We start from the raw sequence: 15,800 nt of genomic DNA, 5'->3' as shown, positions 1-15,800 counted from the left end.
GCGCTCCTGTGTCAGGCTCCGGCCGCAATCAGCAGCTCGGCAATTTCGTGGTACCCTTTCTCTCGCGCCAGTTCCAGCGGAGTTTTACCGTATTTATCCGTCATGTGCGGGTTTGCCCCATGGTCGAGCAGCAGCTTAACGATCTCCTGCTGCTTCGCGCCACCGTCATTAAGTACGATGGCTTCCAGGAGCGGCGTCCAGCCAACAAAATTAGTGTGGTTGACATTGATATCGGTACGCAGCAGCAGCTCACGCACGATCTCGACATGGCCTTTTTCGCTGGCTGGCGTAATACCGACACCGCCAAAACGGCTCAGACAATTAAGGTCTGGGTTAGCCGGTAATACCGTACGCAACAGCGTTAAATCATTCGTCAGGCAGCTAATCAGGAAGGGGTTAAAACAAGTTTGATCTTGTTTATTAATATCGGCACCCTCAGCAATCAATAAAGAAACACAGTCATAATGTTTATTCAGGCTGGCAATAATAATGGCAGTACGCCCCTGGCGGTTAGTGGCATTAATATCCACATTTTTTGCCAGACAGGATTTTAATCCATCGGCATTGCCCTGTTCTGCCGCCAGCAGAAATTCAGTAATGAGTTCTTTCTCTGACATAATCGCTCTCCTGCAGTTTTTTAGACTTTTTAAATATCCGATAACCTGAGAATAGCAACAGAGTGCAGAGAATAACATCCGCTTAAATTTCATTCATCGTTAGTGCATCGATTATTGAATCAATTTTAACAATGAGGACAAAACGTGCTGTAGTGCAATCTTTCCCTTATGGCTGGGGCCCTTTTAGCCACTAATCAGTAGTCCGGTGAATCAGGCGGTATGCTGCACGGATAGCGGCCTGCAATTAAAATACAGAAGTGTGATTGCCTTCAAATCAAATGTAAAACTAGTGTTAAATTTTGTTCAAAACTGATTGCTCTGTATAAGGATTACAAATACATTCAACAATCATCGTGTTGCGGATGCGCATTGTCGCCGGAGGGGAGAAAGATGAATTCAATATTTACCGAGGAAAACCTACTGGCGTTTACGATGGCTGCCCGCTACAGCAGCTTTAGCAAGGCGGCTGAAGAGCTAGGCTTAACCACATCGGCAATTAGTTACACCATTAAGCGCATGGAAATGGGTCTCGACGTGGTGCTGTTTACCCGCAGTACTCGCAGCATTGAACTGACCGAGTCCGGGCGCTACCTGTTTCGCAAGGCGACCGACCTGCTCAACGATTTCCACGCAATCAAGCGCAGCATTGATACCATCGCTCAGGGCATTGAAGCCCGGGTACGCATCTGTATTAACCAGCTGTTGTATACCCCTCAACATACAGCGCGGCTGCTGCAGGTACTCAAGAAACAGTTTCCAACCTGCCAGATAACCGTCACCACCGAGGTGTATAACGGCGTCTGGGATTCGATCATCAACAACCTGGCTAATATCGCCATTGGCGCGCCCGATACGTTACTGGATGGCGGCGGAATTGATTACACCGAGATCGGCGCGATCCGTTGGTCGTTTGCGATTGCACCGGATCATCCCCTTGCCTTTATGCCGGAACCCATTTCTGAGAGCCAGTTACGCCTGTACCCGAACATCATGGTGGAAGACACCGCACACACCATCAACAAGAAGGTCGGCTGGCTGTTACACGGACAGGAGTCGATTCTGGTTCCCGATTTTAATACCAAGTGCCAGTGCCAGATCCTGGGTGAAGGCATCGGTTTTCTGCCGGACTACATGGTGCGCGAGGCGATGGAAAAGTCGTTGCTGGTGACGCGGCAGATCCACAACCCGCGTCAGGATTCACGAATGCTGTTGGCCACCCAGCATTCGGCAACCGGTCGTGTAACTCAGTGGATTAAAAAAGAGTTTGGGCCACAAGGGATACTGACGGGGATTTATCAGGATCTGCTGCATCGGGAGTGATGAACCGGATGGCTGTTATACCTTCCGGTACACATAAGATGATCAGGCGCGGATATCGTCGTACTCGCGGGTTTTATCAAATTCATGTTTGGCAAACGGGCACAGCGGAATAACTTTGCGGTTTTCAGCGCGCATCTTCTCTACCACTTTCGCCACCAGCTGTTTGCCGACGCCCTGACCTTTCAGGCTGGGGTCGACATCGGTATGTTCAATGATGCTCAGATGCTCGCCCGTCGGCACAAATACTATCTCGGCAACCTGGTTGCCCTCAGCATCATTGACATAAAACTTGTTGTGGCCTGCAAGAATTTCCATGGTCCCCTCACTCATTTCTGGCGATATTTCAGCGCACCGCTCGGACAGGTATCGATGACCTTGATGACCGTCTCGACATTCACTTCATCCGGAATGATCCACGGTTTACGTTTCAGGTTAAACAGTTTCGCGCTTCCCCGCACGCAATTGCCCGAATGCTGACATATCGCCGTGTTGAAATAGACATCAATCTTCTCGCCGGTATAGGCCCGGTAACCTGCATCCAGTAGTTCCTTATCCACGACATTGCCTCACATTTTTTTATTGTCTGGGTCTAATCATAGACCTATGCGAGGCTGAAGGAAGCTGCTGAAAGCAGAAATATCACTCGGGCCTGTTCTGCAACGACGGCTGCTGCTCTGGTGGCAAATACTCCAGCATCGCAGGCGTTGGCGGCGGGAGGCGGTTATCGGCAATATCCCTGTCCACATCGATATGGCTGATTTCGCCACTCTCATGATGGTGGACCGTCAGCACCCTCGCCTTGTTCAGTTCCGTAACCAGCTCCCGGGTAATACGCAAACTTTCTGCCAGCTCATGGTCTTCCAGCCCGGGTCTGCGACTGCGGCGTTCCACCCGAAAACGAAACTGGTTGTACTTCGCCCAGCCAATTAGTACCAGGCCGTTGACCAGGGCGACAAGGATATAAAACGTGACCGTATCCAGCGTGGTGAAAAAGGGTCGCACCCCCATATACGGTGAATGCGCCAGGGCCGTGATCAATCCTTTATAGATCAGGTATAAGAAACCAACCCAGGCGATGAGCGTCAACAACACATCGATAATGCGAGGCAGCAGACGCCGCTCCGTAAAGATCAGTGGCTGATTCACGATTCGATCCTCCCAATTCCACGGTCAGGACTCACCCAACGCGCTCTGCCGCGTTTGCGTTTGAGCATCACTTTCGGGAACGCGACCAGCGTGGTGAACAGGCTTAGCATCCAGTACACCACCGGGAACCAGATAATCCAGAACAACGAAGCGCCAATGCCTTTTTCATAACGTCGTTCAATCATCAGGCTCACCGCAAACTGCAGCAAGCACACCACGCCGAGGATAAGTCCGGTAAAGGCTGGCGGGAACAGATGCTGCACATACAGCGAGTCCGGCATCGGGATCATCAGCCCTAACAGGAACAGCACGATACTGATCGCATAGGCAAACGACCAGGCGGTAGAAAAACAAAACTCAAGAAACAGCGGCCACATGCGACGGAACTCCCACGACCACAGACGACGCATGTTAACGATAAACACCTCTGCACCACCCTGCGCCCAGCGCAAACGCTGCTTCCACAGCCCTTTTAACGTTTCAGGCATCAGGATCCAACACAGTGCGCGCGGCTCAAAGAATACCGACCAGTGGCGCAATTGCAGCTTCCAACTGATATCAATATCTTCAGTGATCATGTCCGGGCTCCAGTAACCGACCTCAGCCAGCGCGCGACGACGAAACGCCGCAACTACGCCAGAAACGGTAAAGATCTGCCCATAGACTCGCTGAGTACGCTTAATTAAGCCGATAATGGAAGAGAACTCACCGACCTGCACACGGCCGATTAACGTAGAGCGGGTTCGAATACGCGGATTCCCCGTCACCGCACCAACGCGCGGGAACTGGATCAGTGGAGCCACAATATAGGCAACGGCATCACGATCCAGTAACGCATCGCCATCAATGCACACCAGGTAATCGCTGCGCGCCGCGGCCGCACCGGTCTTGAGCGCCAGCGCTTTGCCCTGGTTTTCAGCCAGATGAATCACCCGCAGGCTGGGGTATTCCACTGCCAGTTGTTCCAGCACGTCGTGAGTGTCATCCGTTGAACCATCGTTGATGGCAATCACTTCGATATTCTTATATCGCTGTGCCAATGCGGCCTCAATGGTTTCACGCGCGTTGATCCCTTCGTTAAAACAGGGGATCAGAATGGAAACCAGTGGATTCCCCGGCAGGGTCGGTGGTGGCGTGTCATCTCCCCATTTCCAGTGACGTTCACGGTAAAACCAGAAATAGACTCCGCCGCTTATCCACAAAGCAGACATGAACAAAGGCCAGAAGAAGACGAAGTTCAACATCACTTCACCTGTAAAGATGACAGCCACGCCAAACGGCAGGCTGAACATCAGGCAAAGTATCAGGAAAGCAATAATGCGATCGGTCATTTTTGCGGATACCAGTATGAGGAGAACGTCGAGCGAATCTCTGACATCTCAGGTTTGTCGCTGATGAAATCATCCGGGTAATAGCCGTAGTTACCTGCACCGCTTAATTTCAGCTGGCGCATCCATTCGGCTATTTGTTTTCCGCTGATTTCAGCCTGATCCCCGGATTTACGCCAGTCTCGTGCCTGCAGTTCAAACACGGTTTTATCCAGCGCCCCAGGGTTTTGTGCAACGGCATTCACCAGTCGGTCAAGCCATGCGTTGGCATCATTGGCCGGGATCTGTTCCATGAATGGCATCGCCATCGGCGCCGTCCAGTCATAGGTATTGAGGAAATCATTCAGGTTTTGTGCAAACCAGGCTTCACTTTCAGGCTCCAGTACCGGCATGGCGTAAATATTGCGCGCAGTTTGCACCTGTGGACCGCGAATATTACGCACAGACTGAGTCAGCTGTTTGGTGAAATCGATCAGCATCTTACTTTTCAGGCGCGTCCAGCGCTCGAACGCCTGAGGATTATTACGTATTTGCTCGATACTTCCCGGAAGCCCTGCGGCACGGTAGGCGGCTAACGCCTCCGGTGACGCATCTTCAAAGTCCGTCAGGAAAGCATCGTCATGAAACAAAATACCTTTGAAACTGGCGTGCTTCGCCAGGTCTTCATAGATTTCAGTGATGCGCTGACGCGCTTCGCTGCTCCAGGGTGAAAGGCGGACATAGTTCTCGTGATTGATAGCAGTACGTCCCGTTTTCGGATCCCATGCGGTTACGCGTGGAATAGACGCGTCGAGATCGAAAGCCAGAACCGGCATCCAGGCATATACCGTCACCCCTGCCCGCGTTTGTAATTGCCAGGAGATATAGTTAAAGAGATCGGCACGCATCGGCAGCCAGCGGTTGGGGAAATAGACCTCACGAATATTCCCGTCGCCTTTAGGGTCGGCATACGCCTGCAGGAAGACATGAGAAATACGCATGTCATAAACGCGCTGGATCAGCTTATCGATATTTCGCTTCTGCTGAGCAGGGTCCTTGTCATACACGTAATCCAGATCGACATGCATCACGCGCATCGTCTGTGGCTCACGGACCTGAGCGACCTGACTGGCAAAGCGCTTAAGGGATGGGTTATCAGAGATCAGCACGCGCGGAATATCATCGAGAAACGCGGCATTCGCCAACCCTTCATTAAGCGTAAAGGCCATCTTATAGCCATGCTCTTTGGCCAGGTTTAACGTCGTGCCGTTGGCTGCGCCGTACGGCCATACCCACGCGCGCGGCGATTTCCCTGTCACCGATTTTATCTTGTTAGTGATCAGAGAAATATCCGTGTTTATACGTCGCGTGTACTGTTCGTCCGTTTCGTAAGTGCCAGTTTTCTTATCATACAGGCGGTTCGCTACAGCTGGCTCTTTACTCCCCTGCGGATTGGCCTCAGCGCCAAAGTGCGAGTTCCAGGTGTGCGCACCGACTTCCACCAACGGCGATTTCCCCATTTCTTCGACCATTTTCCAGGTGGCGAATTTATCTCGCGCTGTCATTAAGCCGCCAAAATCGACTTTTTTGTTGGCTGGTGCATCAACCCAACTGCCTACTGGCGCCCAGAGCGCAGGCCAGTTGTAGGCTTTCAGCAATGGCCAGACGCGGGTATAAAAACTGCTATACCCGTCATCAAAGGTGAGTAATACCGCTTTTTCCGGCAGTACAATTTTACCGTCATGGGCATCCAGAATTTGCTGCACGCTGATCGGCTGATAGCCATTATCACGCAGCCAGGCCATTTGGTCGCTCAACGCGCTGGTACGCACAGAGAGGTAACGCTGGTCGGCAGCACCATCTTCAACATCGTGATAACCCAGTACCAGGAAACTATTTTTCGGCCACTGATGATCCGCCGTCAGCGGTGTTCTCTCCCCAGGAGGAACATAGCGAGGCGTTGTATTGTGCGCGCTGCTGCACGCGGTAATCATCAACCAGCCAGCGATTAATGCGCTAAGCCACAGGCATCTTTTCAGCATGAACAATCCTTAAAACCTGACATTTAAATCGAAAGCGAGGGAGATATTCCGCTCACGTTTACCGTCATAGGGGCGTTTATCCCAAATCAGCATCACCCCGCCATCTACGACGTTGTTCCATTTAAGCCGTTGTCCGTATCCTACCTGGACGATAGCGCCTGCATCTTCACCTTGCTGCCAGTAGCCACCTACGCCTGCCAGACCTTGCTGCGTCCAGACGGTATCATAGTGGCGGTAAAGAACCTGCTCTGCGCTCAGGCCAGGGACAACCGAAAAATCACTCTTCGGGTTGTAATACGGCACATTCTCTTTGGTGTTGGTGCTCCCGCCAATGCCCGGCGTAAAGTCCAGCGTGAAGCGAGGCGTGGTCCAGATGCGCTCTTTTCCGCTGAGTCCGTATTCGATGCGATCGTTACCGTCTGAGAAATGTGATGCAGCAAACGACAGTTGATATTCACGTCGTTCGTTTTGATACCAGCGAACGAACATATCGCCGCCGTTGGCATACACACCGCTACGCAGCGCGCGCAATGGCGTATTACGCGACAAGCGCTCGGCCGAACCGCCTACGCGCCAGTTGTCATTGAAGTCATGCCAGCCGGATAGACGCCCCCCAATCTTCTGACCATCGCCATAATTTCGGCCAGACACTTCCATTTCCGCCCAGTAATCACGGGAAGTCCATTCTGCACCCGCCGCCAGATCGCGGCTGATGCCCTTCCCTTCCTCAAATTCACCGGTAGCGAAGTTGAATCCAGTAAACAGTCGCCAGTTGTCATTAATCGGCGGACTGTAAATAGCCGTGTTGATGTTGAAGTCATTCTTACCGCTGACCGGGCTATCGGACGAGATCCCCTGCGTGCCGCTAATGCGCACTTCCGACATTTTGTGGACATCACGAATACGCGCGAGGCGCAGCGTCGCTTCATCATCCGGGCTACGGGCAATAACGTCATCCGTCAGTTCATCGGCCTGCTTCCATTCCTGGAGATCCAGCGCAACGTAAGCCTGCTGACGCTCCAGCTCCAGGTTGCTTGGCTCAATCACTTCCGCCAGCTTAAGCTCTTTCTCCGCCGCATGCGGCAATCCACGCGCTTCAAGCACAGAGGCATAGGAAATGCGCAGTCCCTGGTTACCGGAGCCTGTTCGTGCCAGATGCTCTGCGAGCTTTTCTGCCTCTGGCAGTTCATTGGCAGCGATATGATATTGCGTCAGCAGCGACTGTCCGAGCAGCCAGTTATCGTTAGGCTGCGGCGTTGGCGAGCCATAGATACGCCGCAGATACGGACTTTCTTTGATCAAATCATCGACTTGTTTTTTGGCAGCATCGAAGTTTTCATTATCAATGTGTGCATAGAACAGATCTTGTTGATCCTCTGGACTGAGCGGCGTCACCGGGATAGGCCCATTTGGGTAGTAGATGCTCGCCAACATCGCTTCGGTTTTTTCCGGCTGACGCTCGCTTAACCATGCTGATGCCACCCAACGTTTTGCGTAGTTTGGTACTTCGCCGCTTGCGGAAAGGGACTCATATTCCTCGATCACTTCGGCAGTACGCTTACGCACCAACAGGGCACCCATACGGTCTATTCTCGCCCGGCGGACATCATTCTGCGCAGACGGCTCATCTTTCCAGGCCGCCAACAACTGGTCATAACGGGCCAGCGCTTTATCCGCTACGATAAAACGTTCTTCTTCATTACGTGCGGACGTATAAGAGGATCGGACCATTTCAGCCGCCGCATCAAGCTCAAGGCGACGCTTCACAGGATCTGCCGTAGGTACGATTTCCGCCATATTTAAGGCTGGTCCGGAAACACGGTTCGCTGACAGCGCAGACAACAGCGTGGATTTTGCATTTTTGTTGCCAGGATCGACGTCATCCGCCTGGCTGGCAACCAACAGTGCATCCCAATTTTTCCCCTGAGAATGATATACATAGGCAAGCAATGCGTCGGAATCTGCGCCCGGATGTGCCTGAGCCCATTTATTCGCTTCGGTAAGGGCTTGCTGATTGTAGCGCGCATCTGCCAGCGTCATTATCCAGCCGGTGCGTACATCCACGTTATCAGGTTCTTGCTTTAAAACACTTTCCCACACCGCCAATGAATCATTCCAGTTTTTCTGGTTACGATACGCACGCGCTGCGGCGACTTTTCCCCGTGCAGGTACATCCATCTGCCCACGATACCGCTGCCAGATTTCAATTGTTGTTTTATCGTTGTTCTCAACCCAACTGGAAACTTGCAGCCAGTCGGCAACCTGGTTTGGCGTTAGCGCACTTTTCTTTCCCTGATCCTCAAGGTAGCGCAATAGCGGCGCACTATTCCCCCCCCGCGCTTCAATAACCAAAGCATCATAATCTGATACCGCAGCAGAGATTTGCATAGGGAAAAGAATGCTGGCCGTAAATAAACAGCTTACAGACTTAAAACGTTTAATGAAGTTGGCATGTCGACGCATACTGAACATATCTGCCCTTATATCTTACATCAGAGTAAAAATAAGCGTTTTCAATAAGTTAAGGTCAATCCCTGACGATTGCCGACCATGTAAGATGCACTGCCGCTTATTTCGTAATAGGGTTATAAAGCAATTAATTCTTTCGTCTTATTGACTACCCGCACCGCGTCCCCTAATCGTTGAGCAGGAGGCATAAACTCGGGAATTTTATCACTCCATGTAGTTCGTGGCTACGGAATAAGAAAATTCTTAGTCAAAAAAGTATTTTAGACTAAATAATCCTAATACTCTTGGGATTGAATTCTGGATTTAAACAAAGTTTGCCCGGTGACATCATGTGACGATGCTTACTATTGCTGGTTAGCATAGCTACACCGCGCAACTGTTTGCATGGTAACTATTTTGAGAGGTGAATAGAGAAAAGTCTGATAATAGGCTCTCTGCTAACAACAAAATATAACTTAATTTTTAGGGCTCAAACAGGGCCAATGAAATGAAAATAAGGGTACAGGCGCAAGAAGAATTAGATACAGAAACAACACATTGAAATCAAATAACTTTCTTCATCATTTTTCGAAACCTACCATAATTGGTATTTGGATACACGCTCGAAGACGTGCACAAATAATTGTGTATTACTCTACGCGTTAATGTATTTACCAACCTTGCGTATTATTGACAACATCAACCACAATCAATTATTTCCCCTTACAATATGAAAGCCTATTAGCATTGCAAGCAACTGATCGAAGCATAATTTTTTGCACTTACCTTCCCCTCAGTCTTTCAGGTAATCTGGGCAAAGACGCCAATGGGAGCCGGTCAATGAAAATCGTTAACGCAGAAGAAAAGCACATCCCCGCCATACGCGATATCTATGCACATCATGTTCTTCACGGTACCGGCAGCTTTGAAACCGAGCCGCCGGATGCTCACCAGATGTTTGCTCGTCTGGAAAAAATCCGCAGCCTCGGGCTGCCGTGGGTCGTCGCGCTACAGGAAGATAAGGTCATCGGGTATTGCTACCTCACCCGCTATCGCGAGCGTTATGCCTACCGCTATACCCTTGAGGATTCGATTTATATTGCTCCAACGGCTCAGCGTCAGGGTGTAGGAAAAGCTTTACTGCGTCATGTGATCGGCTGGGCTGAAGCACAGGGCTATCGGCAACTGATTGCCATCGTCGGCGACAGCAATAATCAGGGATCGTTAAAAGTCCATCAGCAGGCCGGATTTACGGAAATCGGCACACTGAAAAACATTGGCTTCAAACATGGACTATGGCTCGACACGGTATTGCTACAACGTAATCTGGGTGAAGGTAACAGCACACTACCACCGGATTTCGGTGTCGCTATTTAACATTTATAAAGAATAACTACAGGGAGAGAGTTTTGGAGCGGGCGAAGGGAATCGAAACTCTGTTTCATTTTTCCATAACGCGACGGTCATAGAATCAACATAGTAACTATTATTGATACTTGATTGCGAGATTTTAGAGGATCAATCTCATGACAATCAAGGGCCAGGAGTATCTTTATCTTTCACCGGACGGCGTTTGGCAGTTTCAAATCTACGTTCCTGCTTACATGCGCCACATGTTCGGCGGGAAGCGCCTCTACCGGAAAAGCACTGGTACAAGAGACATTTACAAGGCTCGACACTTCCGCAATCACATGCTGGTAGAGTGGAACAACCTGAAAGAACAATTCAAGCCAGATACAGAGGACAGGCGCATCCAGCTTGCGATCACTTCCCTGCACTCACAGATCCGCAAGAATAAAAACAAACCCCTGATTGAGGAGCGAGCCAGTTCTATTCCTCATCTGTGCCTATTACGTGACGAATACGCCACTGCTTACCGGGATCGGCGTTCACTGTCCACACTGAGCAAATCGGCGCGAGCCGTGGAGGTTTTTCTCCAGAGTATCGGGAAAGTTGATATCAGTTTGGATCAGATAGGACGGCGGCTGGTTACGGATTTCATCGAAGAACAGCAGAAACGCGACGTAGCAGGGCAGACGCTGCAAAACTGGTTAACGTCACTGGGAAGCCTCTATGAGTTTGCCAAACGTCGCTACGACGCTATAGCGCCGCTTAATCCGTTTCACGGCATGAACCTCGAAGCACGGCGCACTATTGAGAGCTACCAGCCGTTTGAATGGCATCAACTATCTACCCTGCTCAACGAAGCAGACGAAGAACTACGAGCCGTCATTCTGATCGGTTTGTTCTCTGGTGCAAGGCTGGACGAAATCGCCAGCTTGAAAAAATCAGATGTTGTTATAGTGGAAGGGATACAGACTTTCTTCATTAGCAAATCGAAAACGAAAGCAGGGGTTAGGCACATACCGATCCACGCTTTTCTGATCGGTATGGTGGATTATTATCTGAGTTTGAACACTGGAGATTACCTGTTACCACAGGCTAACAAGATTGAACGCAAAGACGGGAAAAAGGGGCCGTTCTATTCCCAGGCATTCACCCGCTTACGGCGTCGCGTAGTGCCTATGGCTACAGATCGCCAATGCTTTCACAGTTTGAGGGGGCATTTTATCACGTGTCTTGACCGTGCCGGAGTACCCGAACAGCGTATAGGCTACATCACGGGGCACTCTTCCCAAGCCGCAGCCACAGAAGCATTCAAGACATACAGCGCGGGGTGTTCCATGAAAGAATTGTCCGACTATGTGGAAATGGTGGATTATCCAGAGATCATCTTCCCTGAAACGGAAAAAGGGGCGTAAGCCCCTTATTTATAAACAAATTGATTAGATTAATAAGCTATTGTTTATGAATAATACACGCTAACTCTTGCTTTACGAACAAAGCAAGATTAAAACAGTAACAAAAAAGCATCAAAGCCATAACACTAAAACACCAAAAAAAACCCACCAAATTCAGCAGGTTACACACTTAAATAACAGAAACCATTATTGATTTTTTGTTACAAAGACCACATTATGAATGAACCTATGTAGAAATTTAAGGTGTTTGTTATGGATACTACATTCATTGCTGAACCTATAGTAAGCATTGACGAAAAGTTGTTGGGCGTTGAGCTTCTCACTCGCTTCATTTCCCCAGATGGACGCCCCCTTCATCCTGAGTTCGTAATTTCATCTTGGGATTTAGATAGGAAACGGCTTTTCCTATACGAACAATGCGGAAACATTGCCAGTATGCAAAAGTGGTTCGAACGAAAGAATCTATTTTGTACACTGAACATTGATCAGCAAATGGCTTTTCTGATACGTCATGACTACATACTTAGACAAACTTTCGAATCGATGCCATTCATCAAACTTGAGCTTTCTGAGAATTTCCTAGGTTTAGATAAAGGATTAAAAAACCCCTTGTTAAAGGCACTGAGCCAGGGTGTAAATGGGCTATGGCTCGATGACCTTGGCGCAGGAAACGCGAATGTAGTTAGTTTGATGGAAGGATACTTTGAGGTTGTAAAAGTAGATCGCTGCTTCTTTAATCAGCAGGTGCAGAAACCAACCTTCTACCCGCTGATTGCTTCCATTCAAAAACACTGCGGCAAAGTTATTATCGAAGGGATTGAGAATCGAGAACATTTGGGAATACTGCGTGAGGTGGGGATTTGGGGATTACAGGGGTATCTTATTAAATCTGTCCCTTTTAAAAATGTGGATTCATTGCTGTAGTGTTGAAACCATCACCCCTTTGATGTATCACCCACCTGTAGACGATTGACCGGACGACATTTGCAGCGTTAGCGACTGAGCAAAGCTGGCTTGAGAAGCTCTCGCCTGGAAATCAATGTAATCGCTTAATCTTGAGCTATCGCTGGCGATAGTGAGCGGTACGGATGCCTCAAGATTTAGATTGAATGTAGGATTCACCGTGTACACTGGCGCATTGCCGCTGCTGAGTGACATTGCGGAACCACGAAGAGAATCACCATTTAGGCTGTATTGATTTGCCGCTGTTCCAGCATTACCACCACCAACGCCTAACCAATCCATGATAGCTGGCCCCACTGAACGGGTATCAAAGCCAGTCTTATCCTGAATCCAATCCGCTGTAGCATTCGCAGAACCACCCACAGCACCATCGTAGAGGGCCTGGGCCGCTGGCTTATCACTATCAGTGAACCACTGAGGGAAACGAGAGCGAAGCCCTGCATTCAGATCGGAGATAACGCCGGAAATCTCTCCCACAAACCCTGTGATTTCTTTAGAAAGATTGCCTAAGCCCTCTCCAAGCATTCCAGCCGATTCAGTGATAACTTGAGTGTTTTTAACAAGCTCGTTGCCTCCATCGGCGAAACTGGACATAAAGCCAGTGAATAGACTGTTATCAACACCATTCATCAGATTACCCATTGCAACGGACAGATCGCCGTAAGCGTAGGCTTGTTTGATCTGCTCGTCGTTCAGCGTTTGACCGGAATCAACCAGATTTTTCAGAGTCGAAATAAATTGTTCACCGTTATTTTTGAAAAGATCGAGGTAGTGCATCCCATCATCAAAAGTATTTTCGAGAAGATGCCCGATCTCACCGTCTTTCATGCCACGACGCTGGCCTTCATTGACTATTGCTTGTAAGTAATCAAGCGGATCATCTTCATACTGTGATAGCTGCGATTTGTTCCAACCAAACTTATTTAACACTTCGTCAACAGCGCTATTTCCACCAGACCATTTACCGCCTTTGAACTGGCTGTTTAATACCGTTTCGCTGATTCTCTCGCGGGTATCTTTACCGAAGCCATCCGTTACTTTGTCCACAGATGCGGAATCAACACCGTGTTGCTGTCCCCAAGTGACTATCGCCTTAACAGCGTTGGGATTCAGTTTGGTACGTTCGGACATTCGGACAAGCTCCAGATTTTCATCTCCTTGCTGCTTGATACGAGACAAGACTCCTGCCCCACCCGCTAATGCAGCAGTAGCCCCGATGAAACCTGCACCGCCGCCGATAACATTCAGCCCCTTCTCTTTAATGTTAGCCGCTGCACCTTTGTAATCCGTTCTCTTCGCTTGACGCTGTGCAATCGCTTGTTGCTGTGTGCTGGCAGTGATACGGGCTTGTAATGCAGCCTCACGGCGTAAATCGGTAATACGTTCACGAATGGTAAAATTCATTCTCTGAGAAGAGATAACCCCTTTACGGAATTGTTCAGTTTGTTCCTGAATGAACTTTAAAGCCTCGTATTGTTTTGCAGGGTCTACGCCGTATTTTCCAGCAATTCCGCGAAGCTGTAAGCCAGCAGATTTAAATTTGATGTCTGCTGTTTCATTACGTTTAGCTATTTTGGCTTGTTCCCTTGCCTGAGTTTTAGCGGCTTTATCTGCAATACGTTGTTGTTTAGATTCTGACGATTTAACAGCGTTTTTTAGTTTAGCATCATCGGAAAGGGCTTCCGCTCTTCGCTGATTCTGTTTAAATGTCTTAAATCTAATTTTAGGATCTTGTAGTTTAGCAAAGTATTTCTGTAAGTCAGCAGCCGCCTTTTTAGCTTCTGCCATACTCGCTTTATCCACATTAAACGTAATGACATTACTTATTTTAGAAACGTTCAGTTCTAACATTATTTGCTTTCCTTACTGGTTAGATAATGCAGAGCATCGCTAACACTCATCCCACGGTGTAAAAGCTGGCGTAAATGTGTCGGGCTTACTTCCAGCAAACGAGCTACAGCAGAGAGATTTAATAGTTGTTCTGCTGTTGAATTATCAAGGTGCAGATGAACACCTTTACTCTTTAAAATGATTTCCATTGTTTAAACTCCATAGAGGGAAGAATACAAAGTATTTCCCTCCTTACAAATAAAAAAGGGGAAAGCGTATTTCTACCCCCTCCCCTATGCTCATGATTTTCTATTTATGGTCAGCTTGCTGAAACGCTACCGAAAACAATAGCCGTAGGAATGTTGTTAATCGCTAAATAGCTGGTTTCCGTTGCAATAGATGGGAATTGCCATTTAGCATCTGAAACAACATACTGATTGTGAAGGGTGGCAGACTTGCCAAGCGTCAGATGACGAACACCAATACCAGTATGAAGAACAAGCGCGTTTGCAGTGTCAGCCATGCGTGGGATGTAGGCGAAGCCGTCCACACCGATCTTGTCACTAATGAGGCTATAGCCTGTCACATCGATCACCGTGATCCCGTTCAGAGTCCACACCTCGTAAGCAGGGTTACTCTCTACAGTTCGTGTATAGAAGTTGTCAGAACTATTTACGCTTAGGGTGTACACCATAAAATCTTTAATAGATGGATGGTAACGCAGAGCCTTAGCAGCAGCGCCAGAAGCCAGGATCACAGCACCTTGTTTCTGTTGTGCCAGCCCTTCACCAAGAGCCACATTCTGAATACGGGCAATCTCGCTTAGTTGTTCGAAGATGTTCGCAGTGTCGGAAGTGTCCAGGGTGTATTCTGTACGAGTACCGCCAGCAAGGAAATCAAGATCGCCTTGTCCTGCATAGTCGCTATTAACACGAAGTCCTAACAGAGCATTCACCAGATCAATTTCAACGGCGTTTTCTGCCATAGAATACTGGCTATCTGAGAAATCACTCAATGCAATTGACACCTGATCGGCAGTGTCAGCAATTCCACGCGCGGCGTATTGTTGCAGGTCAAGAGAGGTTACACTGTTTAGAATACCGTGGTATTTAAGCTGGTATAGTGCATTGCTAAATTCTGGACGTTGTGCAGAGTTCCAATCGCTTTGAGCGTATGGGCTATTTTCCTTAGCCACCAGATTTTTAACATCGGTAATCTTTTCGAGGGCGATCAGATTTACGTTGTGGGATTCCTGACGGAATAAGCCCAGATTTGAAATAATACGGTTTAGCTGAGTGCTGAAAGTGAACGGGCTTGTAAAACTGTCGTACACTACACCAGAGAATAAATCTTTAGACATTATTT

The 15,800-nt window shown here is 48.8% G+C and carries 14 protein-coding genes; 4 read left to right on the top strand and 10 right to left on the bottom strand.

What is annotated here, in order from left to right:
* Positions 1-11: 11 nt before the first annotated feature.
* The gene (locus OGV71_RS23930) at positions 12-617 is read right to left on the bottom strand and encodes an ankyrin repeat domain-containing protein (protein WP_003033877.1); all 606 of its coding nucleotides are present in this window, start codon (positions 615-617) and stop codon (positions 12-14) included.
* Between the two features lie 390 nt (positions 618-1,007).
* Between OGV71_RS23930 and OGV71_RS23925 the strand changes: the two genes are divergently transcribed.
* A complete protein-coding gene (locus OGV71_RS23925; RefSeq protein WP_003033874.1) occupies positions 1,008-1,937 on the top strand; it encodes a LysR substrate-binding domain-containing protein in 930 nt (309 codons plus the stop codon).
* Positions 1,938-1,979: 42 nt separating this feature from the next.
* On the opposite strand, the gene OGV71_RS23920 is transcribed toward OGV71_RS23925, so the two are convergent.
* The 6 genes from OGV71_RS23920 to pgaA form a co-directional block, all read right to left on the bottom strand.
* Positions 1,980-2,252 carry a GNAT family N-acetyltransferase gene (locus OGV71_RS23920; RefSeq protein WP_003033869.1) on the bottom strand — a complete coding sequence of 91 codons (273 nt, stop codon included), beginning with the start codon at positions 2,250-2,252 and terminating at the stop codon, positions 1,980-1,982.
* An 11-nt stretch (positions 2,253-2,263) separates the two neighbouring features.
* Entirely contained in the window at positions 2,264-2,494 is a 231-nt protein-coding gene (gene yjdI, locus OGV71_RS23915) for a 4Fe-4S mono-cluster protein YjdI (RefSeq protein WP_049016515.1), read from the bottom strand.
* Positions 2,495-2,576: 82 nt separating this feature from the next.
* The gene (gene pgaD, locus OGV71_RS23910) at positions 2,577-3,083 is read right to left on the bottom strand and encodes a poly-beta-1,6-N-acetyl-D-glucosamine biosynthesis protein PgaD (RefSeq protein WP_032949990.1); all 507 of its coding nucleotides are present in this window, start codon (positions 3,081-3,083) and stop codon (positions 2,577-2,579) included.
* Positions 3,080-4,414, bottom strand: coding sequence for a poly-beta-1,6-N-acetyl-D-glucosamine synthase (gene pgaC / locus OGV71_RS23905; RefSeq protein ID WP_003033859.1), 1,335 nt, complete (start codon positions 4,412-4,414; stop codon positions 3,080-3,082). The genes pgaD and pgaC overlap by 4 nt, the downstream gene beginning before the upstream one ends.
* Entirely contained in the window at positions 4,411-6,432 is a 2,022-nt protein-coding gene (gene pgaB / locus OGV71_RS23900; RefSeq protein ID WP_003846429.1) for a poly-beta-1,6-N-acetyl-D-glucosamine N-deacetylase PgaB, read from the bottom strand. Before pgaB ends, pgaC begins: the two co-directional genes overlap by 4 nt.
* Before the next feature lie 9 nt (positions 6,433-6,441).
* Positions 6,442-8,904 (bottom strand): poly-beta-1,6 N-acetyl-D-glucosamine export porin PgaA, encoded by a 2,463-nt coding sequence (pgaA, locus tag OGV71_RS23895; protein ID WP_204583295.1) that lies wholly within the window; start codon positions 8,902-8,904, stop codon positions 6,442-6,444.
* 816 nt (positions 8,905-9,720) lie between these two features.
* On the opposite strand from pgaA, the gene OGV71_RS23890 reads away from it, so the two are divergent.
* From OGV71_RS23890 to OGV71_RS23880, 3 genes are all read left to right on the top strand, one after another.
* On the top strand, positions 9,721-10,257 hold the full coding sequence (locus tag OGV71_RS23890; RefSeq protein ID WP_032949993.1) for a GNAT family N-acetyltransferase: 537 nt from the start codon (positions 9,721-9,723) through the stop codon (positions 10,255-10,257).
* 149 nt (positions 10,258-10,406) lie between these two features.
* On the top strand, positions 10,407-11,642 hold the full coding sequence (locus OGV71_RS23885) for a tyrosine-type recombinase/integrase (protein ID WP_003033850.1): 1,236 nt from the start codon (positions 10,407-10,409) through the stop codon (positions 11,640-11,642).
* 252 nt (positions 11,643-11,894) lie between these two features.
* On the top strand, positions 11,895-12,566 hold the full coding sequence (locus tag OGV71_RS23880; RefSeq protein ID WP_003033848.1) for an EAL domain-containing protein: 672 nt from the start codon (positions 11,895-11,897) through the stop codon (positions 12,564-12,566).
* A gap of 27 nt (positions 12,567-12,593) precedes the next feature.
* Here the strand turns inward: OGV71_RS23880 and OGV71_RS23875 are convergent, their stop codons facing one another.
* The 3 genes from OGV71_RS23875 to OGV71_RS23865 all read right to left on the bottom strand — a co-directional run bounded on the left by OGV71_RS23875 (position 12,594) and on the right by OGV71_RS23865 (position 15,795).
* A complete protein-coding gene (locus tag OGV71_RS23875) occupies positions 12,594-14,456 on the bottom strand; it encodes an OmpH family outer membrane protein (protein ID WP_046274928.1) in 1,863 nt (620 codons plus the stop codon).
* Complete coding sequence (locus tag OGV71_RS23870; RefSeq protein ID WP_003026858.1) at positions 14,456-14,644, bottom strand: uL22 family ribosomal protein; 189 nt, start codon at positions 14,642-14,644, stop codon at positions 14,456-14,458. Before OGV71_RS23870 ends, OGV71_RS23875 begins: the two co-directional genes overlap by 1 nt.
* A gap of 110 nt (positions 14,645-14,754) precedes the next feature.
* Positions 14,755-15,795 carry a major capsid protein gene (locus OGV71_RS23865; protein ID WP_008321365.1) on the bottom strand — a complete coding sequence of 347 codons (1,041 nt, stop codon included), beginning with the start codon at positions 15,793-15,795 and terminating at the stop codon, positions 14,755-14,757.
* Positions 15,796-15,800: the final 5 nt, after the last annotated feature.

Origin of the sequence: Citrobacter sp. Cf088, from assembly GCF_030334295.1 — a bacterium.
GTDB lineage: Bacteria > Pseudomonadota > Gammaproteobacteria > Enterobacterales > Enterobacteriaceae > Citrobacter > Citrobacter freundii.
Note: the sequence above shows the minus strand (reverse complement) of the source record. Positions and strands in the feature narration are given on the sequence as shown.